The organism is Streptomyces sp. NPDC042371 (assembly GCF_056437465.1).
The window spans coordinates 14451-36879 of the sequence record NZ_JBWKAP010000023.1; the positions used below are offsets into that span (position 1 = coordinate 14451).

26 protein-coding genes and 1 pseudogene are annotated in these 22429 nt (G+C 71.6%); 16 read left to right on the forward strand and 11 right to left on the reverse strand.

All coding sequences use genetic code 11. The features are described 5' to 3' along the window. Positions 1-12 precede the first annotated feature (12 nt). On the reverse strand, positions 13-378 hold the full coding sequence (locus AC068B_RS39405) for a cupin domain-containing protein (RefSeq protein ID WP_478676281.1): 366 nt from the start codon (positions 376-378) through the stop codon (positions 13-15). Between the two features lie 108 nt (positions 379-486). On the opposite strand from AC068B_RS39405, the gene AC068B_RS39410 reads away from it, so the two are divergent. Further along, the gene (locus AC068B_RS39410; RefSeq protein ID WP_478676282.1) at positions 487-1392 is read left to right on the forward strand and encodes a pseudouridine-5'-phosphate glycosidase; all 906 of its coding nucleotides are present in this window, start codon (positions 487-489) and stop codon (positions 1390-1392) included. 47 nt (positions 1393-1439) lie between these two features. Then, a complete protein-coding gene (locus AC068B_RS39415; protein ID WP_478676350.1) occupies positions 1440-2366 on the forward strand; it encodes a carbohydrate kinase family protein in 927 nt (308 codons plus the stop codon). A 67-nt stretch (positions 2367-2433) separates the two neighbouring features. On the opposite strand, the gene AC068B_RS39420 is transcribed toward AC068B_RS39415, so the two are convergent. Beyond that, positions 2434-3282 (reverse strand): methyltransferase domain-containing protein, encoded by an 849-nt coding sequence (locus tag AC068B_RS39420; RefSeq protein ID WP_478676283.1) that lies wholly within the window; start codon positions 3280-3282, stop codon positions 2434-2436. A gap of 146 nt (positions 3283-3428) precedes the next feature. Between AC068B_RS39420 and AC068B_RS39425 the strand changes: the two genes are divergently transcribed. Beyond that, positions 3429-4574 carry a magnesium and cobalt transport protein CorA gene (locus AC068B_RS39425; RefSeq protein WP_478676284.1) on the forward strand — a complete coding sequence of 382 codons (1146 nt, stop codon included), beginning with the start codon at positions 3429-3431 and terminating at the stop codon, positions 4572-4574. Positions 4575-4583: 9 nt separating this feature from the next. On the opposite strand, the gene AC068B_RS39430 is transcribed toward AC068B_RS39425, so the two are convergent. Both AC068B_RS39430 and AC068B_RS39435 read right to left on the reverse strand, forming a co-directional pair. Continuing rightward, positions 4584-5003 carry a CBS domain-containing protein gene (locus AC068B_RS39430; protein ID WP_478676285.1) on the reverse strand — a complete coding sequence of 140 codons (420 nt, stop codon included), beginning with the start codon at positions 5001-5003 and terminating at the stop codon, positions 4584-4586. Positions 5004-5119: 116 nt separating this feature from the next. Then, positions 5120-5752, reverse strand: coding sequence for a nucleoside/nucleotide kinase family protein (locus tag AC068B_RS39435; protein WP_478676286.1), 633 nt, complete (start codon positions 5750-5752; stop codon positions 5120-5122). A gap of 142 nt (positions 5753-5894) precedes the next feature. Between AC068B_RS39435 and AC068B_RS39440 the strand changes: the two are divergent. From AC068B_RS39440 to AC068B_RS39465, 6 genes and pseudogenes are all read left to right on the forward strand, one after another. Then, positions 5895-6602: pseudogene (locus AC068B_RS39440) on the forward strand (DUF2293 domain-containing protein). A gap of 149 nt (positions 6603-6751) precedes the next feature. Further along, a complete protein-coding gene (locus AC068B_RS39445) occupies positions 6752-7327 on the forward strand; it encodes a hypothetical protein (protein ID WP_478676287.1) in 576 nt (191 codons plus the stop codon). 138 nt (positions 7328-7465) lie between these two features. Then, complete coding sequence (locus AC068B_RS39450; protein WP_478676288.1) at positions 7466-8101, forward strand: ATP-binding cassette domain-containing protein; 636 nt, start codon at positions 7466-7468, stop codon at positions 8099-8101. Then, positions 8049-8990, forward strand: coding sequence for a hypothetical protein (locus tag AC068B_RS39455; protein ID WP_478676289.1), 942 nt, complete (start codon positions 8049-8051; stop codon positions 8988-8990). The genes AC068B_RS39450 and AC068B_RS39455 overlap by 53 nt, the downstream gene beginning before the upstream one ends. Positions 8991-9325: 335 nt before the next feature. Then, the gene (locus tag AC068B_RS39460; RefSeq protein ID WP_478676290.1) at positions 9326-9805 is read left to right on the forward strand and encodes an anthrone oxygenase family protein; all 480 of its coding nucleotides are present in this window, start codon (positions 9326-9328) and stop codon (positions 9803-9805) included. A gap of 106 nt (positions 9806-9911) precedes the next feature. Then, positions 9912-11429, forward strand: a complete 1518-nt coding sequence (locus tag AC068B_RS39465; RefSeq protein ID WP_478676291.1) for a glutamate synthase subunit beta — start codon at positions 9912-9914, stop codon at positions 11427-11429. A gap of 21 nt (positions 11430-11450) precedes the next feature. On the opposite strand, the gene AC068B_RS39470 is transcribed toward AC068B_RS39465, so the two are convergent. The 3 genes from AC068B_RS39470 to AC068B_RS39480 all read right to left on the reverse strand — a co-directional run bounded on the left by AC068B_RS39470 (position 11451) and on the right by AC068B_RS39480 (position 13466). Continuing rightward, the gene (locus tag AC068B_RS39470; protein ID WP_478676292.1) at positions 11451-12248 is read right to left on the reverse strand and encodes an SAM-dependent methyltransferase; all 798 of its coding nucleotides are present in this window, start codon (positions 12246-12248) and stop codon (positions 11451-11453) included. Between the two features lie 38 nt (positions 12249-12286). Next, positions 12287-12502: a DUF397 domain-containing protein gene (locus tag AC068B_RS39475; protein ID WP_356264515.1), complete on the reverse strand. Its 216-nt coding sequence runs from the start codon at positions 12500-12502 to the stop codon at positions 12287-12289. Positions 12503-12605: 103 nt separating this feature from the next. Next, complete coding sequence (locus AC068B_RS39480) at positions 12606-13466, reverse strand: helix-turn-helix domain-containing protein (protein ID WP_356264062.1); 861 nt, start codon at positions 13464-13466, stop codon at positions 12606-12608. 158 nt (positions 13467-13624) lie between these two features. Here AC068B_RS39480 and AC068B_RS39485 point away from each other — a divergent pair, with 158 nt between their 5' ends. Together AC068B_RS39485 and AC068B_RS39490 are read left to right on the forward strand one after the other, a co-directional pair. Beyond that, positions 13625-14128: an ATP-binding protein gene (locus tag AC068B_RS39485; protein ID WP_478676293.1), complete on the forward strand. Its 504-nt coding sequence runs from the start codon at positions 13625-13627 to the stop codon at positions 14126-14128. 90 nt (positions 14129-14218) lie between these two features. Further along, positions 14219-14638: a hypothetical protein gene (locus tag AC068B_RS39490; protein ID WP_478676294.1), complete on the forward strand. Its 420-nt coding sequence runs from the start codon at positions 14219-14221 to the stop codon at positions 14636-14638. A gap of 124 nt (positions 14639-14762) precedes the next feature. On the opposite strand, the gene AC068B_RS39495 is transcribed toward AC068B_RS39490, so the two are convergent. The 4 genes from AC068B_RS39495 to AC068B_RS39510 form a co-directional block, all read right to left on the reverse strand. Continuing rightward, entirely contained in the window at positions 14763-14942 is a 180-nt protein-coding gene (locus AC068B_RS39495) for a hypothetical protein (protein ID WP_356264528.1), read from the reverse strand. A gap of 167 nt (positions 14943-15109) precedes the next feature. Beyond that, positions 15110-15793, reverse strand: coding sequence for a DUF899 domain-containing protein (locus AC068B_RS39500; RefSeq protein ID WP_478676295.1), 684 nt, complete (start codon positions 15791-15793; stop codon positions 15110-15112). Positions 15794-15893: 100 nt separating this feature from the next. Continuing rightward, positions 15894-17129: a cytochrome P450 family protein gene (locus tag AC068B_RS39505; RefSeq protein WP_478676296.1), complete on the reverse strand. Its 1236-nt coding sequence runs from the start codon at positions 17127-17129 to the stop codon at positions 15894-15896. Between the two features lie 54 nt (positions 17130-17183). Further along, the gene (locus AC068B_RS39510; protein WP_478676297.1) at positions 17184-18599 is read right to left on the reverse strand and encodes an amidohydrolase; all 1416 of its coding nucleotides are present in this window, start codon (positions 18597-18599) and stop codon (positions 17184-17186) included. A 126-nt stretch (positions 18600-18725) separates the two neighbouring features. On the opposite strand from AC068B_RS39510, the gene AC068B_RS39515 reads away from it, so the two are divergent. The 5 genes from AC068B_RS39515 to AC068B_RS39535 all read left to right on the forward strand — a co-directional run bounded on the left by AC068B_RS39515 (position 18726) and on the right by AC068B_RS39535 (position 22429). Continuing rightward, positions 18726-19682 (forward strand): endonuclease/exonuclease/phosphatase family protein, encoded by a 957-nt coding sequence (locus tag AC068B_RS39515; RefSeq protein ID WP_478676298.1) that lies wholly within the window; start codon positions 18726-18728, stop codon positions 19680-19682. A gap of 244 nt (positions 19683-19926) precedes the next feature. Next, positions 19927-20478: a nitrobindin family protein gene (locus AC068B_RS39520; protein WP_478676299.1), complete on the forward strand. Its 552-nt coding sequence runs from the start codon at positions 19927-19929 to the stop codon at positions 20476-20478. Next, entirely contained in the window at positions 20475-21101 is a 627-nt protein-coding gene (locus AC068B_RS39525; RefSeq protein WP_478676300.1) for a 2'-5' RNA ligase family protein, read from the forward strand. Before AC068B_RS39520 ends, AC068B_RS39525 begins: the two co-directional genes overlap by 4 nt. A 130-nt stretch (positions 21102-21231) precedes the next feature. Next, complete coding sequence (locus AC068B_RS39530) at positions 21232-21723, forward strand: DUF3574 domain-containing protein (protein WP_478676301.1); 492 nt, start codon at positions 21232-21234, stop codon at positions 21721-21723. Positions 21724-21817: 94 nt separating this feature from the next. After that, positions 21818-22429 carry a DUF4291 domain-containing protein gene (locus tag AC068B_RS39535; protein WP_478676302.1) on the forward strand — a complete coding sequence of 204 codons (612 nt, stop codon included), beginning with the start codon at positions 21818-21820 and terminating at the stop codon, positions 22427-22429.

Consider the following 22429-nt stretch of genomic DNA (forward strand, 5'->3'; position numbering starts at 1 on the left):
TGTGCGGCGCGGTCACGGGAGCGTGATGTGGTACGCCTTGCGGAGCGTCTCGTGCACGGTCCAGGTGGTGCGGTCGCCCTCGCGCAGCACGGCGGCGTCGCCCGGTCCGATCTCCAGGGTGTCGCCGCCCGCGACCTCGACGGTGGCGCGGCCGCTGACGACCACGAAGAGCTCATTGGCCTCGGTGTCGGTGACCACGCCCGGCGTGATCTGCCAGATGCCGCGCAGCTGCTTGCCGTCGGCGGACTCCCACAGCACCTTGCCGGTCACCACCGGGTCTCCGGAGACGATCTGTGCCGGGTCGAGCGGCTCGACCTCCAGCTCAACATCCGGAATGTGCACGGCAAAAGACGAAACAGTCTGATCATTCGTGGTCATGGCCGGTCACCCTAGCCCGGGGCCGGGCGGCCCCCCGGCGGCGGGGGTTTGACGGAACGCGCCGCCCGCCAGGGATGAGGGGAGACCCGACAGGCAGGAGGCAGGCCCGTGCTGGTGGTGTCCGAAGAGGTGCGGTCGGCGGTCGCGGAGCAACGACCCGTGGTGGCCCTGGAGTCCACGATCATCGCGCACGGCCTGCCACGGCCGCGCAACCTCCAGGTGGCCGAGGAGCTCGAAGCGGTCGTACGGGACGAAGGCGCCGTCCCTGCGACGATCGCCGTACTGGACGGCCTCCCGCGGGTCGGCCTGACCAAGGACCAGCTGCAGCGCGTCGCGCACGACGACGGCATCCGCAAGCTCGGCCACCGCGACCTGCCCCTCGCCGTCGCGACGGCCGCGAGCGGCGCCACGACGGTGTCGGCCACGGCGCTGCTCGCCGCCCGCGCGGGCGTGCGGGTGTTCGCCACGGGCGGGCTCGGCGGGGTGCACCGGCAGTGGACGCAGGCGCAGGACGAGTCGGCCGACCTGGGACTGCTCGCCCGCACCAGGATCGCGGTGGTGTGCGCGGGCGTGAAGTCGATCCTGGACGTCGGCGCGACCCTGGAGCGGCTGGAGACGCTTGGCGTCGCCGTGGCGGGGTACGGGACCGACCGCTTCCCCGGCTTCTACCTCGCCGACTCCGGGCATCCGGTGGACTGGACGCTGCACACGCCCGACGAGGTCGCCGAGGTGATACGGGCCCAGGACGCACTCGGCGGCCCGGACGCGGCGCTGATCGTGGCCAATCCGGTGCCGCGTGCCGAGCAGCTCGATCCGGCACTCCACGCGCGCGTGCTCGCCGAAGCGCTGGCGGCCTGCGAGGAACGGGGCATCACGGGGCAGGCGATCACGCCGTTCCTCCTGGGGGAGCTGGTGCGGCGCACCGGGGGCGCGTCGCTGGAGGCCAATCTCGCGGCGGTCCGCGGCAATGTGCGGCTCGCGGGGCGGATCGCGACGGCCTGGGCCGGGCGTTGAACGTACGGGCGGCCGACGGACCGGCCGCCGAAGAGCCCGGCACGGGCCTGCCGCCGCGTACGGCCCCCACCGCCCTGCTGGTCGTCGGGGACGTCGTCACCGACATCGTGGCCCGGCACCGGACCGCGCTCTCGCCGGGCACCGACACGGCGGCGGCCATCCGCACCGTGCCGGGCGGCGCGGGCGCCAACGTGGCCTGCTGGGCCGCGCATCGGGGCAGCCCCGACGTACGGCTCATCGGGCGGGTCGGCGCCGACTCCGCGGCGTGGCACGAGGCGGCCCTCACGCGCGCGGGGGTGCGGCCCCGGCTCGTCGTCGATGCCGGGGCGCCGACGGGGACGGTGATCTGTCTGGTGGACGGGGGCGCCGCGGCGGAGCGCACGTTCCTCACGGACAGCGGTGCCTCGCTGCGGCTCTCCCCCGCCGACTGGTCGCCCAGGGACCTCGACGGCGTGGCCCTGCTGCACCTCTCCGGCTATCTGTTCTTCGCCGAGCCGAGCCGGGCGGCCGCCCGCGCGGCGCTGGCGGCGGCCGCCGCGCGCGGGGTGCCGGTGAGCGTGGATCCCGCGTCGGCGGGGTTCCTCGCGGAGTCGGGGGCGGAGCGGTTCCTGTCGGCGGTGGACGGGGTGGCCGTGCTGCTGCCGAGCCGGGACGAGGCGGAGCTGCTCACCGGGCTGCCCGACCCGGCGGACGCGGCGTCGAAGCTGAGCCACCGCTTCCCTGCCGTGGTGGTCAAGCTGGGCGCGGAGGGCGCGCTGGTGGCCCAGGACGGCCAGGTGCTCGGCCGGGTCCCGGCGCCCCCCGCGCGAGCAAGCGACTCGACGGGGGCGGGCGACGCGTTCACCGGCGCGTTCCTCGCCGCGCGGCTGGCCGGGGCGGGGCTGCGCGAGGCGGCGGCGGAGGGGTGCGGCGCGGGGGCGCGGGCGGTGGAGCTCATCGGCGGCAGACCGCCGGACCCGGCACCGACGACGTGACACTCCCTGCGCATGTGACACCCCCGGCGCAGGGGGACCGCGCCCCCGCACGCCCCCCCGTCAGCCGCTACGCCTTCCTCCCCCACGCCGAGATCAGCGGCGCCGTCGCCAGGTCCAGGGTGCCCGCCGCGGCGTTCGCCAGGTGGTGGTCGATGTCCTCGGGCGTGGCCAGGCCCGAGGCGGTCAGCTCCGGGCGCAGCTGTTGGAGCGTCGCCGTCTCCAGGGCCGCACTGGCCGGGGAGGAGAGCGGGAAGTACACGTCGGACGCCACCTGGCGCAGGCCAGCGTCGCGCAGCAGCCGGGGCAGCCTGCGCCCGTACGCGAGGTCGGCGCCCCGCTCGGTGAGCAGCGCGCGCACCCCGTGGCGCAGCCGGTTCGCCGCCTCCTGGGCGGGGCCGTGCTCGTCGGGGCAGGCCAGTGGCTGGAGCGCGGGGTCGGGCTCCTCGACGAGCAGCCTGCCGCCGGGCCGCAGCGCCCTGAGCATCGACGCCAGGGCCCGCTCCCGGTCGGACACGTCGGCCAGGACGAGCCGCGCGTGCACGAGGTCGAAGCCCCCGACCGGCGGCGGGTCGGCCGCGATGTCGTGGACCCGCACTTCGAGGGGCGAGCGCGCGGCGCGGGTCTGCCACGACGTGTCGATGTCGGTCGCCAGGACCCGTCCGGTGGGGCCGACCCGCTTGGCGAGCCACGAGATCACGGAGGTGCCGCCCGCCCCGACCTCCCAGCAGCGCCAGCCGGGACCGATGCCGAGGCGTTCGACATGCCCGAAGGTCGTGGGGTCGAAGAGGGCGGCGAAGGCGTCGGCGCACGACAGCGCCCCGGGCTGCCGGGCGTCGGAGAGCTGACGGTGGTCGGAGAGCTGACGGGGTCCTGGGTACTGCCGGGGGTCGAGGAGATGACCGTCGATTCGCGTCATGCGGCGATCATCCCAGTTGTCCCGCTTGCTCCCGGGAGGCAGAACCGGGCAATCCGGAACGGAGTTCTCCGTTCCCCCAGGCCTTGGCGAGCTGCCGGAACGTACTGGCAGACTGGCACGCCAAATCGTCGGTGCGAGGAGCCCACATGTCGATGGCAGGCAATCTGCGCAAGGTCGGAAGCCTGCGCAAGGTCGGCGGCCTGCGCGGGGTCGGCGGCCTCCGGAAGGTCGCGCGGCTGGCCCGCCGCGGCGCCCGTGTCGACCTGAGCCACCCGTCCCGCTCCCCGCTGGGCTCGTCGGTGGTGAACTGCGTGACGTATCGCGAAGGCGTGCGCCAGCCGCCGGACCGCGATCTGGTCGAGTCGGTGGAGCGCATCCGCAAGACCGGTGACGGCTTCGTCTGGCTGGGGCTGCACGAGCCGACGGAGGCGGAGTTCGCCGACATCGCCGAGCTCTTCGGCCTGCACCCCCTCGCCGTGGAGGACGCGGTGCACGCGCACCAGCGCCCGAAGGTCGAGCGGTACGACCAGACGCTGTTCGCCGTCTTCAAGACCGTCTGCTACGTCGAACACACCGAACTGACCGCGACCAGCGAGGTGGTGGACACCGGCGAGATCATGGTCTTCGTCGGCCGGGACTTCGTCATCACCGTCCGGCACGGCAGGCACGGCTCGCTCGGCCCGATGCGCGAGGAGCTCGAAGCGGCGCCCGACCAGCTCGCCCAGGGACCGGCCGCGGTCTTGCACGCCCTCGCGGACCACGTGGTGGACGACTATCTCGCGGCGACCGACGCCGTGCAGTCGGACATCGACCAGGTCGAGACGGACGTGTTCGCCCCGGACGGCGCGCGGGCCGACCCCGGCCGGATCTACCAGCTCAAGCGCGAACTGCTGGAACTGAAGCGGGCGGTGGTGCCGCTCGGCCGTCCGCTCCAGGTGCTCGCCACCCAGCCGATGCGCGTCATCGCCCCGGAGATACAGGCGTATTTCCGGGACGTCGACGACCACTTGAAGCGTGCCACCGAACAGATCGCCGCCTTCGACGAGTTGCTGAACTCGATCCTCCAGGCGCACCTGGCGCAGGTGACGGTCGCGCAGAACGAGGACATGCGGAAGATCACCGCTTGGGCCGCGGTCATCGCGGTGCCGACGATGGTCTGCGGGATGTACGGCATGAACTTCGACCACATGCCCGAACTGCACTGGCGGTTCGGCTATCCGCTCGTCATGTCGTTGATCGCGGCGGCCTGTGTGACGCTGTACCGCGGCTTCCGGCGGAGCGGCTGGCTCTGAGGAGCAGGGTCAGCTCCTGGCGTACACGCTCTCGACCCAGCCCACGAGCTGGTCGTCGTCGAGGTGGGTGGCCAGGTCGGCCTCGCTGATCATGCCGACGAGCCGCTTGTTCTCGATCACCGGCAGCCGACGGATCTGGTGGCCCTGCATCTCCCGCAGGACCTCGTCGACGTCGGCGCCCGAGTCGATCCAGCGCGGCGTGCCCTTGGCCATGTCGCCCGCGGTGATCCGGGACGGGTCGTGCCCCATGGCCACACAGCCGACGACGATGTCGCGGTCGGTGAGGATGCCGCAGAGCCGTTCGTTCTCGTCGCTGATGGGCAGCGCGCCCACGTCGAGTTCGCGCATCAGCTGGGCGGCGCGGTCCAGGGTCTCGTGCTTGGGGATCCACTGGGCACCCCGGTGCATGATGTCTCCGGCGGTGGTCATCACTACCTCCCGTTGCCGGGCAGTGTCCGGCGCGGCGCGGAGGCGCGGCTGGTCCCGGCGCTCCTCATTCTCGCGGCGGGCCCGTCGGCACGCATCCGGAGCCTGCCGAAGCCCGGTCACCCGCTCCACGCCGGATGCCGCGGGTCGTCCGCCCGCACCACCACGTCGGCCGCGGCGGCGGGGTCGGCCTCCGTCTCGTACCGTTCGAAAGCGGGCAGCGTCCATCGCTCGCCCTCCGGCGTGCGCCGCGCAAGGGCGCCCGGCGAGAGCCGCACGTGCAGGGTCAGGTCGAACGGGAACCAGTGGCCGAGGAGCAGCGGCCCGTGCAGCAACAGCAGCCCGCCGGGCGGCAGTTGCACATACGGACTGCGGGTCGCGCGGTCGGCCGCCGGGTCCCACAGATCGGGCAGGACCCGCCCCGTGCCGCCGGGGTCGAGCGGCCCGAAGACCTCCCGCCACAGCGCGCCGGTGTCGAACCACCCGCTGTAGTACGCCTCCACGTCCTCGTGGCCGTACTCGAACCGCAGCGACGCGGGCCGCAGGAAACCCTCCGTGCCGACCACGAGGGCGCTCCGTCCCCGCAGCCGCAGCGCGTCGGCCACCCGGCGCGCCAGCTCGCCGGTGTCCCCGGCCGGTGCTCCGTCCACGGCGATGCGCGGCCAGGCGCCCCCGTCGGCCGTCTTCAGGTCGAGCAGGCGGTCGGCGAGGGTGTCGGCCAGTCGTTCCCAGGTGATCGGTTCGAGTCGCACGGGCCCATGATGCCGGGCGCCGCCACGACTGCGGGAAAGCGGTGCGGCTTCCGGGCAGCGGTGCGGTTTCGCCGGGCAGCGGTGCGGTTTCGCCGGGCGGCGGTGCGGCTTCGCCCGGAGCGGTCGCGGGGATGAGAGGGGCATGGCGAGCTCCCCCGTATCCCCCGTATCCCCCGCCGCCCCTGCCGCCCGCGCCGGACCCCTGGTCTTCCAGCCGTTGAAGCGGCGGCGCTGCGCGGAGTGCCACGCCGGACCGCTTCCGCTGGTCGCCCTGGAGGCCGGTGAGCCACGCTGCCTGGACTGCGCCGACCTGGGACACCTCGTGTACCTGCCGCGCGGCGACACGGCGCTCACCCGCCGGGCCCGCGAGGGCAGCGGGCTCTAGGCGGTCGTCGTCCGCTTCCACCGGCGCCGCGCCCGGTACGAGCGGCAGGGCGTCCTCGTCGAGGAGGCCGCGCTCGCCCGCGCCGAGGAGCGCTGCCTGGCGGACGCGGAGGCAAGGGCGCGGCGCCGGTCCCGCGACGCGGCGCGCCGGGCCGCGGAGGACGTCCGGTTCACGGAGGCGTTCGCCGCGGAGATCCACCGGCTCTTCCCCGGCTGCCCCCTGGACCACGCCCGCGCCATCGCCGCGCACGCCTCGGTGCGGGGCAGCGGCCGGGTGGGACGCAGCGCGGCGGGCCGGGCCCTGTCCGAGGGGGCGGTGACGGCCGCGGTCGCGGCGGCGGTGCGCCACACGGCCACGCCGTACGACCGGCTGCTGATGAGCGGGGTGCCTCGCGGGCAGGCGCGGCGGCGGATCGCCGCCACGGTGCAGACGACCCTGCACGGATGGCGCGCGCATAGACCGTAGGTCGCAGGGCGCAGGCCCCCACCTGCCCCCCCGCAGCCAGCCCATACGGCCGACTTATGGGCTCATACATTCCGCTTGTGCCTGCGCGGGTTGAACCATGAAACCGGAGTCTTCAAGATCGTTTCAGTGACAGCGAACGGAGACACCTGATGAGAAAAAAGCTCGCAACTGCAGCGGCTGCCACCGGCATCGCGCTTGCCGCCGTATCCCCTGCAGCATGGGCGGCGTCCTCGGCAGAGCCCTTGGCCGTCAACGAGGAGGGAGTCGCTGTTGATCCAGAGCAGCTGACCCCTCAGCAACTCGCCGCGTTCACCGCTGAGCCGGAACCCGTAGGAGGCGACCTTTCCAGAGCGGAGTACGGCCCCACTCCTGAGGAGCCGGATCAGCCGATGGCCCGCGCCGCCAGCAAAACCAAGTACCGCAAAGCCCAGTTCAAGCGCGGTAGTGCTTTGATGTGGACCAGGGACACCGTCTACTTCGGCTACAACGGAAAAAAGGTGACCTCCTCGAAGGCATGGCAGGAAAACGGTCACATTTTCCCGAACATCGCCAAGAACAAGGGAATCGTCCGCTACCAGACCAGCGCCGGCACTCATAAATGGCGCGCCAAGAATTCCATCGGAGCCGGGATTCCCACACCCTGGGGAAGCGTCAAGGCCTACTCGAAGGACTACACCCACTACTTCTCCGGAAACAAATCCGGAGGTTGGAGCTGGAAAGGATAGCGCGAGGAATTCTATGTAACAATACTGACGCGGTGGGCAACTCATTATTATCCCCAGGGCGGGTTGCCTGCCCCTCAGATGAAAGAGAATCTTCGAGTGATCAGCGTACGGAACGTGACGAAAAGTTACGGTCGGCAGATGGTACTGGAAGCTGTGTCAGCAGACTTCCACAAGGGTCGCGTGAGTCACCTTCTGGGGCCGAATGGGGCAGGGAAGACCACCCTCTTCAAATGCCTCCTGGGCCTGGAGAAATACTCAGGTACCGTGCGCTTCGGCGGTCACCCTCTCACGAAGGCCCGTGAAAGAGTATTTCCTGTTTTCGACGACTGCGCGTTCTACCCGCACCTGTCAAGTTTGGAGAACCTGCGCCTCCTTCTAGGAAGGAGGATCGACGCTGCCGAGGTCCACGCGGTCGCGGAAGGCGTACTGGCCGAGTCCGCCCTGACCAAGCCGGCCAAGGCTCTGTCGTATGGTCAGCGCAAGAAGGTCTACACCATCGGACTCCTGCTGGACCGCCCTGCGTACATCTTCCTGGACGAGCTGGCCAACGGGCTGGACTATGAGAGTCTTCGCTGGCTCCAGCGGGCCATTCAAATGCTGAAGCAGAACAGCGTGATCATCTCTTCCGGGCACCAATTCGGATTCTACGACCGCGTGGCAGACGATGTTTTTGCCATGCGCATGAATGGATTGACTCAGATTGACTTCGCTCGACCCCGGGGTGACCGCATCGAAGACGCGTATGTCGCCCTTTTTGAGAACAGTGCTGAGTAATCTTCGTTATCAGTGGGTTTCCCGCCACCTGCTTTACTCACTCATGGCGCTCTCGGTTACAGCTGCCATATTCTCTTTCGGCGCGTACGGCGGAGCGCAGAACGCCGTCGACTCCCTGCAGAGAGAATGGGACTTTCTGCGCAGTGAGGGCGGGTATACTTTTCAGCGTGCCATCGGCCAAGGGGAAGACTCCTCCGATGCCCCCCTGAGGGAAACCTGGGAAGACGCCGGACAAGCCCTTACTAACCTGCACCCCATCCAGGGGACAGTCAACCTTCTGCAGGTCACCTGCTTCGTACTGGCGCCCCTGCTCTTCTTTTCCTACGGAGCCATCGCAGCGACCCGTGACCACCACTTCAAGACACTGAAGTTCCGCACAGTGCGTGCGGGACATACACGGCTGTTCACTGCCCACCTCGGAGCTCTTCTCTGCGTTACCGTACTGCTGTCCGTCGCTGCTCTGGCAGTGACTTCGCTCACCAGCGGCGGCCTCAGCCTCGCGGCGTCCGGAAACATCCATTCCGGCATGGTGGACGCCGCACACGATATCCCCCTGTTCCATATTCTCCCCAGCCTGGGAATGCTGTTCATCACCGGCATCTTTTTTTCGGTTGCCGGGATGGGGGTAGCTCTCATACTGCAAAGACCGCTGTATGTGATACCGGCCTTCTGCGTGTTCTTCCTGCTCGTTCCAGTGCTGGGCCGCTACGACCCCCGAAATCTGCTGATGGCGGTGGCATACCCGCACCTCAGCTTCGTCGGCGGATTCAGTCCCACGGCTCCCGTACCGGTTGCCGCGCCGCTGGCACTCTCCGCACTCCTCATATACGCACTCGTCACCCTGACGGCATCCTTCGCCATCACTGCACGAAGGTCTAATTACGTCTGATCGCTGAGATGCCGACTGGTGTGCAGGACGGAGCGTCCTGTCTGCATGGGCTGAGCGAAGGCGTGTAGCTGCAAGAGGCCCGCTGGCCTACGGGCCCGGCATGGCTGTTCCCCCTGTCGAACCGATGACCTGGGGGGGGTGGTGCCACCGGGCCCGAGAGGCGCCGTTGGAGACGCTGATGCCCCCCCCGAGACGACGGCGCATGCGGCCGCGACCGTCGCGTATGGCCTTCGTCGGCCTGTGGGAATTGACTTGTGGTGACGGGGTGCCGGGTTGCAGGATCACTCGCTGCCCGCCATCCGATGTAACCGCCCCAGTCTCCACGGGAGTTGTTCATGATCGACGGACCGTACTTCGTACTCGCCGTGCTGGGGGCGCTCGCCTGCGGTCTCGCCGCAGGTGTCTTCGCCGGATTCTCGACCTTCGTGATGAAGGGCCTTGCCGCGCTGCCTCCGGCCCAGGGCATAGCCGCGATGAACCGCATCAACGTCGCCGCGGTCACCCCGGCGTTCATGGCCGTGTTCATGGGGGCCGCGGCGCTCTGCGCGGTGCTCGCCGTCGTGACGTTCGTGCTCTGGCCGGACGAGGGCACGGTCGAGCTGCTGCTCGGCAGCGCGCTGTACCTCGTCGGCTCGTTCGGAGTGACCATCGCGGCGAACGTGCCGCGCAACGACGCGCTCGCCAAGGTCGACGAGGAGAGCGCGGAGGGCGCCGCGTACTGGCGTACGTACGTCAGTGAGTGGACCGCGTGGAACCACGTCCGCACCGTCGCTTCGCTCGCCGCGACCGCGTCCTTCATCCTCGCCCTGACCTGACCCTGACCTGACCTCCGCGGCCGGTTCCCGATCCCCGGCCGCGCACCGGGCGCCGCGGCCCGACCCGTCGTATGGTGACAAAAAAGCCTGCGCGAGGGAGACGGCCATGGCCGACCCCAAGGGCTTCCTCACCACCTCCCGCCAGGAATGGCCGCGCCGTCCCGTCGCGGAGCGGGTTCAGGACTGGGAGGAGGTGTACGTGCCCGGGGCGCTGCTGCCCATCGTGGAACGGCAGGCGGACCGCTGCATGGACTGCGGGGTCCCCTTCTGCCACGAGGCGTGCCCGCTCGGCAACCTCATCCCCGACTGGAACGACCTGGTCTCCCGTGCCGACTGGCACGCGGCGGCGGAGCGGCTGCACGCCACGAACAACTTCCCGGAGTTCACGGGGCGGCTCTGTCCCGCCCCGTGCGAGGCGGGCTGCGTCCTCGCCATCAACCAGCCCGCCGTGACGATCAAGAACGTCGAAGTGGCCGTCGCCGACCGCATCTGGGCCGACGGCCTCGCCCCGCCGCGCCCCCCGGAGCGCCTCTCCGGCAGGACCGTCGCCGTCGTCGGATCGGGGCCCGCGGGTCTCGCCGCGGCGCAGCAGCTGACGCGCGCCGGGCACACCGTCGCGGTGTACGAGCGGGACGACCGGCCCGGCGGGCTGCTGCGGTACGGGATCCCGGCCTTCAAGATGGAGAAGGCCCATCTGGAGCGCAGGCTGGGGCAGTTGGCCGCCGAGGGCGTGCGGTTCCGTACGTCGACCGAGGTCGGGCGGGACGTGGACGCGGCGGAGCTGCGCCGCCGGTACGACGCGGTGGTGCTCGCCGTCGGGGCCACGGCATGGCGGGACCTGGACGTGCCGGGGCGGGAGCTGGCCGGGATCGAGCAGGCCATGGTGTATCTGCCGCTCGCCAACCGCGTGTGCGAGGGGGATCTGGCCGCGTCGCCGCTGAGCGCCGCCGACAAGCACGTCGTCATCGTGGGCGGCGGCGACACGGGGGCCGACTGCCTGGGCACGGCCATCCGCGAAGGGGCGGCGACCGTCACGCAGTTGGACATCTACGCCCGTCCCGGCACGTCCCGCGACGAGGCCACAGAGCCCTGGCCCACGTACCCGAAGGTCCACCGGCTCTCCCCGGCGCACGAAGAGGCCAGGGAGCTTCGGACCGCCCCCGCGGCCGACACCGGCACGGGCACTGACCCCGACACCGACGCACGCCTGTTCGCGGCGTCCACGCTCCGCTTCGGCGGCGACGCCTCGGGCCATGTGCGCACCCTGCACCTCACGGAGGTCGACGCGGCCCGGCGCCCCCTGCCGGGCACCGATCAAGAGCTCCCTGCCGACCTGGTCCTGCTCGCGCTCGGCTTCTCCGGCCCCGACCGCACGACGGGCGGCCTGCTCGACCAGCTCGGCGTGGACCTCGACGGGCGGGGTGCGCTCCTCGCCCGCGACGCGCACTTCGCGACGAACGTCCCCGGCGTCTTCGCGACCGGCGACGCGGCACGCGGCCAGTCGCTCGTGGTCTGGGCGATCGCGGAGGGCCGCGCTACGGCGGCCGCGGTGGACCGCTGGCTGACGGGCTCGACGGAGCTCCCGGCGCCGATCACACCGCACGACCGCCCGATGACGGCGTGAACGGGGCGGCGCCCGGCGCCGTCAGGGCTTGCGCGCCACCGCGCCGTACCCCGGAGTGGGCCCCTCCGCCGACTCCGGTGTCCACTCGCCCAGCTCAGGCTTCCACCGGTCGAGGACCGCCACTCCGGGCACCACCAGCTCGTACCCCTCGAAGAAGCGTTCCACCTCGGCCTGGGTGCGCAGCGCCAGCGTCATGCCACGCGCCTTGTAGAGCTCAGCGGCCTGCTTCGCCGTGTCCGGGGTGAAGTCGGCCGTGCCGTGCGACAGCATCAGGTGGCTGCCGGGCGGCAGCTCCCGCATCAGCCGGTCCACCAGGTCGTACGCGCCGTCCTCGTCCGCGATGAAGTGCAGCAGCGCGACCAGGCAGAGGGCGACGGGCCGTTCGAGGTCGAGGACCTTGGCGGCCTCTTCGAGGATCCGCTCCGGCTCCCGGAAGTCCGCCTGGATGTACTCGGTGACGCCCTGCGGGGTCGAGCGCAGCAGCGCGGCGGCGTGGGCGAGGACGATGGGGTCGTTGTCGCAGTAGACGACACGGGTCTCGGGGGCGATCCCCTGCGCGATCTGGTGGAGGTTCGGCTCGGTCGGTATGCCGGTGCCGATGTCCAGGAACTGCCGTACGCCCTGGGAGGCGAGCCAGCGCGTGGCACGCTGCATGAACGCCCGGTTGGCCCGCGCCGTCGTCAGGACCCGCCCGTCCATGGCGACGAGCTGCCGCCCCATCTGCTCGTCCACGGGGTAGTTGTCCTTGCCCCCGAGGAACCAGTCGTACATCCGCGCGGGGTGCGGCTTACTCGTGTCGATGTACGACGAGTCGGTCATGCGAACTCCAAGCGAGGGGATCGGGGAACGTCACGCGGTCACGACAGCAGGAAGTCCGCTTCGCCCGCCTTCGCCCCCTGGATGAACGCGTTGATCTCCCCGAACGTGTAGATGAGCGCGGGGCCGTCGGGGTCGGCGGACTGGCGCACGGCCACCCGTCCGTCGGCCAGCTTCATGGCTTCCAGGCAGTTGCCGCCGTTGCCGCCGCTCCAGGGCTTGTGCCAGCCCTCGGTGCCCAGGTCGCGGGCGGGCATGCCGTTGTAGATCCGGGATTCCCTGATCTCGCTGCGCGAGTCGTCGCGGGCCCCGGGTGAACGCGGACCGGCAGGGCGCGTTCCGGATCGGTGTCGGTCCATGTCACAGCTCCTTGCGGAGGTCCCGGAGGATCTCCTTCGTGCGTTGTGCGGTGGCGGCCTGCGCCGCCATGCGGTCCATGACCTCGAGGTGGGTGGCCACCTCGGTGCGCGCGTCGAGGTAGACGGCGCCGGTCAGGTACTCGCTGTAGACCATGTCGGGCAGCTCCGCCATGGCGAAGCGGAAGAGCACGAACGGTCCGAACGTGCCGGGATGCGGGCCCGCCGCGAAGGTCGCGACCTGCAGCGTGACATGGGGCAGTTCGGCGGCTTCGAGCAGCCGGTCGACCTGGCCCCGCATCACCTCCGCATCGCCCACGGGCCTGCGCAGCGCGGTCTCGTCCATCACGACCCACAGGCGGGGCGCGTCCTCACGGGTGAGCAGCGCCTGGCGCTCCATGCGCAGCGCCACGTACCGCTCGATGTCCGCGGGCCTGGTCTGGCCGATGGCGCCGGAGCGCATCACTCCGCGCGCGTACTCCTCGGTCTGCAGGAGTCCGGGCACGAAGTGGGGTTCGTACGACCTGATGAGGCTGGCGGCCCCTTCCAGGCTGACGTACATGCTGAACCAGCCGGGCAGGATGTCGTGGAACCGCTGCCACCAGCCGGGCTTGTTGGCCTCCTCGGCGAGCATGACGAAGGCGTCGGCCTCGTCGTCCGCGATTCCGTACGACTTCAGGAGCAGCTGGAGGTACGGGATCTTCAGCGCGACCTCGGCCGTCTCCATCCGCCGGACGGTGGCGGGGGCGACGCGCAGGATCTTCGCTGCCTCCTCGCGTTTCAGGCCCGCGCTCTCGCGCAGGTCCTGCAGGCGACGACCGAGAACGACCTGGCCGACGGTCGGCGCGGACCGCGGTTCGCTCACGTCTCCTACCTCCACCTGACTCCGCGTTGCTTCAACTCACACCGCACCGCGAGCTGTAGCGAGCAGTGTGCCATGCGCCGTCACGGAGGAACACGCCACTGTGCACTTTTCAGAGTGGGTCTTGCCAAGGTGTTCCGGGCGGGGCGATAGTGGAGAGCGTGACTCCGCCCGCGCCGTTACGAACCGAAGCCGCCGGAGGCCGTCTTGGCGATCTCGCCGAGGCCTGGCCCGAGGACGCCGAGGTCTGCGTCAGTTTCGCTCTCGCACCTCGTCCGGGCTCCGTCGCACAGGCCAGACGCCTGATGCGGACGCAGCTGGACGGGTGGGCGGTGCGCGACGACGACGCCTGCGACGCGGCGGCACTCGTTCTCTCCGAACTGGTCACCAATGCCGTGGTGCACACCGCGAGCCGGCGGATCATCTGCGAGCTCTGCGCGGATCCGGAGAAGCTGCGAATAGCCGTACGTGACGAGGGCCGCGGTTCAGGGATGCCGCGCCCGGTGCACAGGGGGGCCGATGAGGAGCACGGGAGGGGACTGCTTCTTGTCGACGCGGTGAGCAGCGCGTGGGGCGTCCACGACGCGGGGCCCGGTATCGGGCGCACGGTGTGGGCGGAGTTGCGGCGGACGGGATCGTCGGCGACGACGACGGCGTACGCGTAGAGGCATCGAAGCACAGCGGCACAGAACGGAACGATCGAGCGTGGCAGTGGCACGGGCGGGGGGCATGTGAGCGCGGGTACGGTGCGGCCGTTGGATCTGAACACCTTGGTCCGTCTGTCGCGACGGCGGCAGCGCGCCGGGAGATCGACACCGCCGCCCCTGCGACTCGATCTGCCCGAGGGCATGACCGAGCCGCTCGGCCGCGACGCGGTGGCGGTGCCCGCGGCGTTCGGACCCCGGCTGATGTCCCGGCTGCCCCGCGTGGGGTGTGTGTACGAGGACGGGGCGCGCTGGTGGTGGATCGTGCCCGCGGACTCCGACGTCGCCATGGAGTGGCCCGCTCCTGTCGCCTACTCGGCGGGGGCGGTGGTGCGGGACGCGGACTGCCGTCCTGTGCTCATCAATCGTCCTGCGGACGACGTCCCCTATACGCCGCCGATTCCGCTGTATCTGGCGCTGTGCCGGGTGACGGGGACTACGCCGGGGTGGTCCCGGGCCCTCAGCGCGTGAGCGCTCCGCCGGGTTGGGAGGTGTCGGGCTCAGGCTCGGGGGCCTTGGGGTAGCTGCCCGGCTGCGGGTGGGTGGGGGCTTGTCGCGCAGTTCCCCGCGCCCTGAACCCTCCCCCGGGCGTTCCCTACGCTGCCGCTGCCAGTTCCCCGCGCACGATCACCAGGAAGGCGTCCGAGGCGAGGTCCATGACGACCTCGGCGGGCTGGCCCTCCTGGCGCCGGTCCCGCGCGAACTCCTCCGCGGGCCACGATCCGCGCGGTCCGCCCGCGGGAAAACGTTCCAATACCACTCGCTCGTTCATCATGATCCCTGTCCCCCGTTGTCGTTCCGTTGCGTGCGCTGTCCGAAGACTCTGTATCGATGAGAACGCGCGGGACGGGCCCGTGGATGCGCAACGTGACGGAATCGAGACGGAGTTGGGGCATTTCCCAGGGTTCTCCCCTGGGCTTTCCGGCGCCCGGCTCCGTCCGCTCAGTGCTCGTACTCGTCGTGGTACCTGACCCGCGCGCTGCCCGCGGGAGCCCCGTACACCGACGCACGCCCCGCGGGCAGCTCCCACTCCTCCTGTCGGCCGAGCGCGGTGAGGTCGAGGAGGCTCGTGGTGGAGCCGATGCCGTCCAGGCCGCGGGCGAACGTCGCGTACGTGTGGAAGATCCGGTCGCCGTACCGCAGGAAGCAGTTGATCGCGGGCACGTCGTGGGGCTCCTCGGGCGAGGACGCCAGGAAGTCGTAGTTGAAGTCGCCGCCGTTCGTCGAGTACCAGGGCACGGTCCAGCCCATCCGGGCCTTGAACGTCAGCAGCTTGGTGAAGGGCGCGCGCGACACGGCGACGAAGTTCGTGGACCGGGCCCGCAGGTGCGCGAGGTGCCCGATCTGGTCGAGGAACCCGGAGCAACTGCGGCAGCCCGCATCCCATTCGGGGGCGAACATGAAGTGGTAGACGATCAGCTGGTCCCTGCCGTCGAAGAGGTCGAGCAGGGTCGCCTTCCCGTCGGAGCCGTCGAAGTAGTACTCCTTGTCGACCTCGACCATCGGCAGCCCGCGCCGCTCGGCGTTGAGCGCGTCGCGGGCGCGGGTGGCCGCCTTCTCCTTGGCCAGCAGCTCCTCGCGCGCGAGGAGCCACTCCTCGCGCGTGACGATCTCCGGAAGTCCCATGGTGTGTCTCCTCCACCCGTCGGGCGCATACGTCTGCGAAGGGTGGACCGGCGGGCTTCCCGGAACTCATCGCTCGCGGGCGAAGAAGTTCGGAGAACTTTCAGAGGATCACCGGGAGTGCGAGCAGACCCCGGGAACGGATCGACGGGCGCCACCGGATCTCGTCCCTGGGGACGGCGAGCGCGAGGCGCGGGAAGCGTTCGATCAGGGCGCCGACCGCGATCTCGGTCTCAAGACGGGCGAGGGGCGCGCCGAGGCAGTGGTGGATGCCGTGGCCGAGGGCGACGTGTCCGGCGGTGGCGCGGTCGAGGTCGAGGCGGTCGGGGTCGGGGAAGCGCCCGGGGTCGCGGTTGGCGGAGCCGATCGAGAGCAGCACGGTCTCGCCCGCGGGCACGGTGACGCCCGCGATCGTGACGTCCCGCAGGGGAAAGCGGCGGATGGCGAGCGGCGCGGGCCCGTCGTAGCGCTGGAACTCCTCGACGGCCGCGGGGAGTCGGGCGGGGTCGGCCCGCAGCGCGGCGAGCTGGTCCGGGTGGTCGAGGAGGGCGAGCACGGCGTTGCCGATGAGGTGGACGGTGTTCTCGTACCCGGCGAAGAGGATGAGGAAGGCGAGCGACATCAGCTCGTCCTCGCTCAGCCGGTCCCCCGCGTCCCGCACCGCGATGAGGTCGGAGAGCAGGTCGTCGGCGGGGCTCCGCCGCTTGTCCGCGATGAGCCCGGTGAAGAAGCCGAGCATGGCGACGACGCCCTGTTTCGCCTTCTCTGGGTGTGCGGGGTCGGGCGCGAGGAGGGCGTCGGTCCACTCCCGGAAGTCGCGGCGGCTCCCGTCCGGCACCCCGAGGAGGTCGCAGATGACGGTGATGGGCAGCGGTGCGGCGTAGGCGGCGACGAGGTCGACGCGGTCGGCGCCGTCAAGGGGTGCGACGGCGTCGAGGAGGGTGTCGGCGGTGCGCCGGACGGGTGCGCGCAGTTGCTCGACGCGGCGCCGGGTGAAGGCGCGGCCGACCAGGCCCCGGATGCGGGTGTGGTCCGGCGGGTCCATGTTGAGGAGGTTGGCGTCGAGGGCGGGCGGCAGCGCGAGGCCGCGGTAACCGCCGGGCAGGGCGTGGCTCTTGTCGAGCGAGAGCAGCGGGTTCGCGAGGGCCTCGCGGACGTCGTCGTACCGGGTGACGAGCCAGGCGGGGCTTCCGTCGGCGCCCGCGATCCGGTGCACGGGGGCGGTGTCGCGCAGCCGTGCGCAGACCGTGTACGGGTCGTCGACGAGCCCCTCGGCCGGGTCCTGACGTGCGGGCTCGTCCTGATTCCCCGGGGCCTGGTGTGTCCTGGTCGTCGCCATGCCTCCCACCCTAGGCAGCCGCCCCGGTGGTCCCGGTGGCCGCCCCCGCCGCCGCTATCCCTCGTACTCCTGGATCCGCTTCCCGTGGCTCCGGTCGACGAGTTCGGGCAGGAGTCCGCTCAACTCGCCCACGATGGAGGGCACATCGAGGGCCAGCAGCTCGCGGTCGCGCATCAGGACCCGCCCGGCCACGATCGTGGTGCGTACGTCGCCGGAGCGCGCGCTGTGCACGAGCGTGGCCGCGAGGTCGTGCACCGGCTGGGTGTGCGGTCCTGTGATGTCGACGAGGACGATGTCGGCCCGCCGCCCCTCGGCGAGGCTCCCGATCTCGTCCCCGAGCCCGACGGCCCGCGCGCTCTGGAGGGTGGCGTGGTCCAGGGCCTGGCGGGCGGTGAGCCAGGCGGGGTCACGTTCGACGGACTTCTGTACGAGTGCGGTGAGGGACATGGACTCCCACACGTCGAGGGTGTTGTTGGACGCGGCGCCGTCGGTGGCCAGGCCGACCGGGACGCCCGCCTCCCGCAGGGCCCGCACGGGAGTCGTGTCCCAGCCGAACTTCAGATAGCCGCGGGGCGCGGAGGCGACGGCGACGCGTCCGCCGGAGCGCTCCGCTGCCCGGCGCAGGACCGGCAGGTCGCGGGCGGGGTCGAGGCCGGTGACGTGGGCGAGGAGCACGTCGGTGTCGAGGAGTCCGGCGCGCTCCAGGGTCTCGATGGGGGTGCGGCCGTGGCGGGCCAGGCTGTTGGCGGTCTGCTCGTGGTTCTCGGCGGCGTGGATGTGGACCAGCAGGCCGTGCTCCCCGGCGAGTTCCGCGGTCGCGGCGAGGTCGGCATCGTCGACGGTGTAGGGGGCGTGCGGGGCGAGGCAGGTGGTGATGCGGCCGTCGGCGGCACCCCGCTGCCGGAGCGCGAAGTCGAGGGAGGCGGCGCGCCCTTCGGGCCCCTGCGTGCTGAAGTAGGCCTGGCCGAGGACGGCGCGCAGGCCGCTCTCCGCGGTGGCGGCGGCCACCTCGTCCATGGCGAAGTAGTGGTCGGCGAAGGTGGTGACTCCGCCGCGGATCATCTCGGCGCAGGCGAGCCGCGCGCCGAGCCCGACGACGCGGTCGGTCAGATTGGACTCGACGGGCCAGATCCAGTCGTTGAACCACGCGTGGGCGGGCAGGTCCTCGGCGAGGCCGCGCAGGGCCACCATCGGCGTGTGCGTGTGGCAGTTGACGAATCCGGGGAGGGCGACGGTGCCCCGGCCGTCGATGTGGACGGCGCCCGGCGGCGCCTCCGGGCCGCCCGCCGTGACGGAGGCGATGGTTCCGTCCCGCACGACGATCGTGGCGTCCTCGACGAAGACGATCTCCCCCTGCGGATCGTGGGTCAGCGCGGTGCAGCCGGTGACGACGAGGTCGGCGGGGCCGGTAGGGCCGATGGGGCCGTGCGTGCCGGGTCCGGCGGGGCCTTGCGGCGGAGGCGGCGTCATCTCTTCACGGTAGTGCGAGTGCGCATCCGGCGGCCCTGTCGCGGGGACGGTTTCGCGGGCACGCTGGCCCCACCCGCCGATCGGCCGAGGGGACACGGACCAGGGAGTCGGACGAGGGAGTCGGCGATGATCATCGGCACGTGGAACCTGGAGAACCTCTACCGCCCCGGCGGGCCGTTCGGCCCCAAGGACAAGGCGGCGTACGAGGCGAAGCTGGCCTCGCTCGCGGCGACGGTCACCGCGCTGCGGCCGAGCGTCCTCGGGGTGCAGGAGGTCGGCGACCCGGCGGCGCTCGACGACCTGGCGGGCATGCTGGAGGGCACCTGGCACGTCACGCTCTCGCAGCACGCGGACGACCGGGGCATCCGGGTGGGCTTCCTGACCAGCCTGCCCGTCTTCGTCGTCGCCGACGAGGTCGGCCTCCCCGACCCGGTGCGGCCGGTGCAGACCGACGACTCGGGGCGGACGACGGCGCGGGCCGGGCGGGGGATCCTCGCGGTGACGGTGTCGACCCGGGCGTTCTTCTTCGACGCGGTCGTCTGCCACCTCAAGTCGAAGCTGCTCACCTACCCCGGCGGCCGCTTCTTCCCGCGCGACGAGGGCGAGCGCGCACGGTACGGCGCCTACGCCCTGTACCGCCGCGCGGCCGAGGCGACGGCGGTGCGCGCACTCGCCGACCAGCGGCTGCGGAACGACGGCCAGGAGCACCGGGTCGCCGTGCTCGGGGACCTCAACGACGAGGTCGGGGCCGCGACGACGCAGATCCTGCTCGGCCCGCCCGGCTCCGAGATCGGCACGCCGGGCTTCGACCGCCCGGACAAGGGCGACGCGACGCGGCTGTGGAACGTGGCGCCGCTGATCCCGGCCGACCAGCGCTTCTCCCGCATCCACGCGGGCCGCCGCGAACTCATCGACCACGTCCTGGTGAGCCGTGGCCTGATGGACCAGGTCCGCGGGGCGGGCACGGGCGCGCCGGGCGCCGCGGCGAACGCGCTGCCTTCGGTGGAGGAGGGGGACCCGGCGGTACGGAGGGATGCGCCGGGGTCGGACCATGCGCCGGTGTGGATACAGATCCAGCCGTAGCGGGGAGCCGAGGGGCGTATCGGCGGTGTACGTGACGCCGGGGGCGTAGGTGGTGCCGGGGTGTACGTGGTGCCGGGGCGTGCGTGGTGCCGGGGCGTACGTGGTGCCGGGGCGTACGTGGTGCCGGGGTGTGCGTGGTGCCGGTGGCGAGTGGGCGGCGCACGTGGGTTCGGCGGGGCGTGAGCCCTAAGGTTGCTCCCGTCACCTCACCAGCCGTCCCTCGTCAGCCGCCAGGAGCCCCACCGTGTTCGACTCCGCGCCGGAGCAGCCGTACCCGTACCCCGAGAGCCACAGCCCGGACGCGGCGGCGCCCGCCCCGCACGCGCTGCTCGCGCCCGTGCTCGGTCTGCTGGGCCGGTGGCACGGCCGGGGCCGGGGCGAATACCCCACGCTGCCCGAGGAGTTCACGTACGCGCAGGAGGTGACGTTCAGCCACGACGGCCGCCCCTTCCTGCGATACGAGGCCCGGGCCTGGCTGCTCGACGCCGACGACGCCCCGCTGCGTCCCGCGGCGCGGGAGAGCGGCTGGTGGCGGCTGCAGCCCGACGGCCGGGTGGAGGCACTGGTCACCCAGCCCACCGGCATCGCGGAGATCGCGGTCGGCCACGCGGCCGGGGGCACGGTCGACCTCGCCACCCACGACGTGGCGCTCACCCCCACCGCCAAGGACGTCACCGCGACCCGCCGCCGCTACACGCTGACCGACGACGGCACGCTCACGTTCACCCACGATCTCGCGGCGGTGGGCCAGCCGTTGCAGCACCACCTCGCGGCACACCTGCGCCGCACGCAGTGAGCACCGGGACACACGAACGCGCGGAGGAGGCCGGGGCAGCGGAGGCCGGGGCAGCGGAGTCGCACGGCTGGCCCGACCTCCCCGGCGACACGGCCCTGACCATCCGCATCCCCGAGGCGAACTCCCTGGTCCGGGCCGGTTTCCCGGCCCACGTGACGGTGCTCTACCCGTTCCTCAACGAGTCCCGCTTCACGCCGTCCACCCACACCGACCTGACGAACCTCTTCGCCGCCCGGCCCGCCTTCACCCTCACGTTCAGCGAGTTCCGCCGCTACCCGGGCGTCCTGTACCTCGCGCCGACGCCCGAGACCCCGGTACGCGCCCTCACCGAGTCCCTCACGGCCCACTGGCCACAGGCGCTCCCGTACCGCGGCATCTTCACCCCGCCCCTGGCACCCCACCTCACCCTGGCGAACGACGAGGGCCCCGACACCTGCGAAGCCGCCTACGACGCGCTGGAGTCGAGGCTCGCCCCGGCCCTCCCGCTGACCAGCCACGTGAGCAGCGTCCAGCTGATCGTGACGGACGGCCCGGGGAAGGGGTGGCGGGACCTCACGACGTACCGACTGGGTACGGGCGTGTCACGCCCGCGTGAAACCGGCGTGGGGCCAATCAGGCCATAACGCGGGAATAAGGGACATCGGGTGCACCCGGGTCCGCTACGGTTTGCCGCCGTCACGGATCTACGGCTCCCGTGTCCCGTGTGCGCGGGAGCCGGTGCCCCTGAACCCCCTCCCCGGAAAGGGAACCCCCATGGCCTTCGCCTTCCCCCGCATCTCCGGCACCCGTCTCGCCGTGGCCGCAGCGGCCACCACCGTGCTGGCCGTCGGCGCTCCGGCCGCCTACGCCTCGCTGGACGACGGGGCGAAGCCCGCGCCCGCCTCTTCGGCCGCCGCGTCGACCGTCGCCCGAGGCAAGCCCTTCACCGAGACGCGGCTCTTCTTCGGCACGGAACGGCCCGACGGCGGGCCCGCCGTGACCGACAAGCAGTTCATGGCCTTCATCGACAAGGAGGTCACGCCGGGCTTCCCCGACGGGCTGACCATCCAGGACGGGCGCGGGCAGTGGCGTGACTCCAACGGCAAGATCGAGCGCGAGCGTTCGTACGAACTGATCCTGCTGTACCCGACGACCGAGGCGCGCAAGCGGGACGTCCAGATCGAGGAGATCCGCAGCGACTACGAGAAGGAGTTCGCGCAGGACTCGGTGGCGCGGCTGGACGAGCGGACCCGGGTGGACTTCTGACCGGACCGGACGGACGGGCCGCACCCGGACGGGCCGCACCCGGCGACCGAAATTCGCTGGCGGCCCGTCATCCGCGGCGGCACGCTGATCTCCCATGAACCACCGGATCCGCGCCCTGCACACCGAAACGACCATCACCGTCTACCAGGCGTACGCCCCGGAGCTCGGCGTCCCCGCGGCGCGCACCGGACGCTTTCCCGCCGCCTGGAAGCGGGACCGCATGACCTGGATCAAGCCGTCCTTCCTCTGGATGATGTACCGCTGCGGCTGGGCCACCAAGGAGGGCCAGCAAACGGTCCTAGCGGTCGAGATCACACGCGAAGGCTTCGACTGGGCGCTGCGCCACGCCTGCCTCTCGCACTACGTCCGCGGTCTCCACCCGGACCGGGCCGCCTGGAAGCGCGACCTGCACCGCTCCCCCGCCCGCGTCCAGTGGGACCCGGAACGCGACCTCCACCTGACCGCCCTCCCCCACCGCTCCCTCCAACTGGGCCTGTCCGGCGAGGCGTCCCGCCGCTTCGCGGACGAGTGGACGGTCTCGATCACGGACGTCACCGACCGCGCGCGGGAGATCCACGGCCTGGTCAGGGAAGCACAGGAAGGGCGGGAGGGGAGCAGCGACGGGCTTGCAGCGGCGGCCCGACTGCTGCCGGAGGAACGTCCGTACCCGGCGGGCGACGAGCTGCTGGCTCATCTCCGGGCGTGA

Coding starts and splice junctions, on each gene's coding strand:
- AC068B_RS39535 (WP_478676302.1), top strand. CDS start 21,818: ATGAACCACCGGATCCGCGCCCTGCACACCGAAACGACCATCACCGTC.
- AC068B_RS39430 (WP_478676285.1), bottom strand. CDS start 5,003: ATGACCACCGCCGGAGACATCATGCACCGGGGTGCCCAGTGGATCCCC.
- AC068B_RS39445 (WP_478676287.1), top strand. CDS start 6,752: ATGAGAAAAAAGCTCGCAACTGCAGCGGCTGCCACCGGCATCGCGCTT.
- AC068B_RS39530 (WP_478676301.1), top strand. CDS start 21,232: ATGGCCTTCGCCTTCCCCCGCATCTCCGGCACCCGTCTCGCCGTGGCC.
- AC068B_RS39495 (WP_356264528.1), bottom strand. CDS start 14,942: ATGATGAACGAGCGAGTGGTATTGGAACGTTTTCCCGCGGGCGGACCG.
- AC068B_RS39500 (WP_478676295.1), bottom strand. CDS start 15,793: ATGGGACTTCCGGAGATCGTCACGCGCGAGGAGTGGCTCCTCGCGCGC.
- AC068B_RS39510 (WP_478676297.1), bottom strand. CDS start 18,599: ATGACGCCGCCTCCGCCGCAAGGCCCCGCCGGACCCGGCACGCACGGC.
- AC068B_RS39460 (WP_478676290.1), top strand. CDS start 9,326: ATGATCGACGGACCGTACTTCGTACTCGCCGTGCTGGGGGCGCTCGCC.
- AC068B_RS39475 (WP_356264515.1), bottom strand. CDS start 12,502: ATGCCCGCCCGCGACCTGGGCACCGAGGGCTGGCACAAGCCCTGGAGC.
- AC068B_RS39405 (WP_478676281.1), bottom strand. CDS start 378: ATGACCACGAATGATCAGACTGTTTCGTCTTTTGCCGTGCACATTCCG.
- AC068B_RS39450 (WP_478676288.1), top strand. CDS start 7,466: ATGGTACTGGAAGCTGTGTCAGCAGACTTCCACAAGGGTCGCGTGAGT.
- AC068B_RS39515 (WP_478676298.1), top strand. CDS start 18,726: ATGATCATCGGCACGTGGAACCTGGAGAACCTCTACCGCCCCGGCGGG.
- AC068B_RS39425 (WP_478676284.1), top strand. CDS start 3,429: ATGTCGATGGCAGGCAATCTGCGCAAGGTCGGAAGCCTGCGCAAGGTC.
- AC068B_RS39465 (WP_478676291.1), top strand. CDS start 9,912: ATGGCCGACCCCAAGGGCTTCCTCACCACCTCCCGCCAGGAATGGCCG.
- AC068B_RS39505 (WP_478676296.1), bottom strand. CDS start 17,129: ATGGCGACGACCAGGACACACCAGGCCCCGGGGAATCAGGACGAGCCC.
- AC068B_RS39470 (WP_478676292.1), bottom strand. CDS start 12,248: ATGACCGACTCGTCGTACATCGACACGAGTAAGCCGCACCCCGCGCGG.
- AC068B_RS39420 (WP_478676283.1), bottom strand. CDS start 3,282: ATGACGCGAATCGACGGTCATCTCCTCGACCCCCGGCAGTACCCAGGA.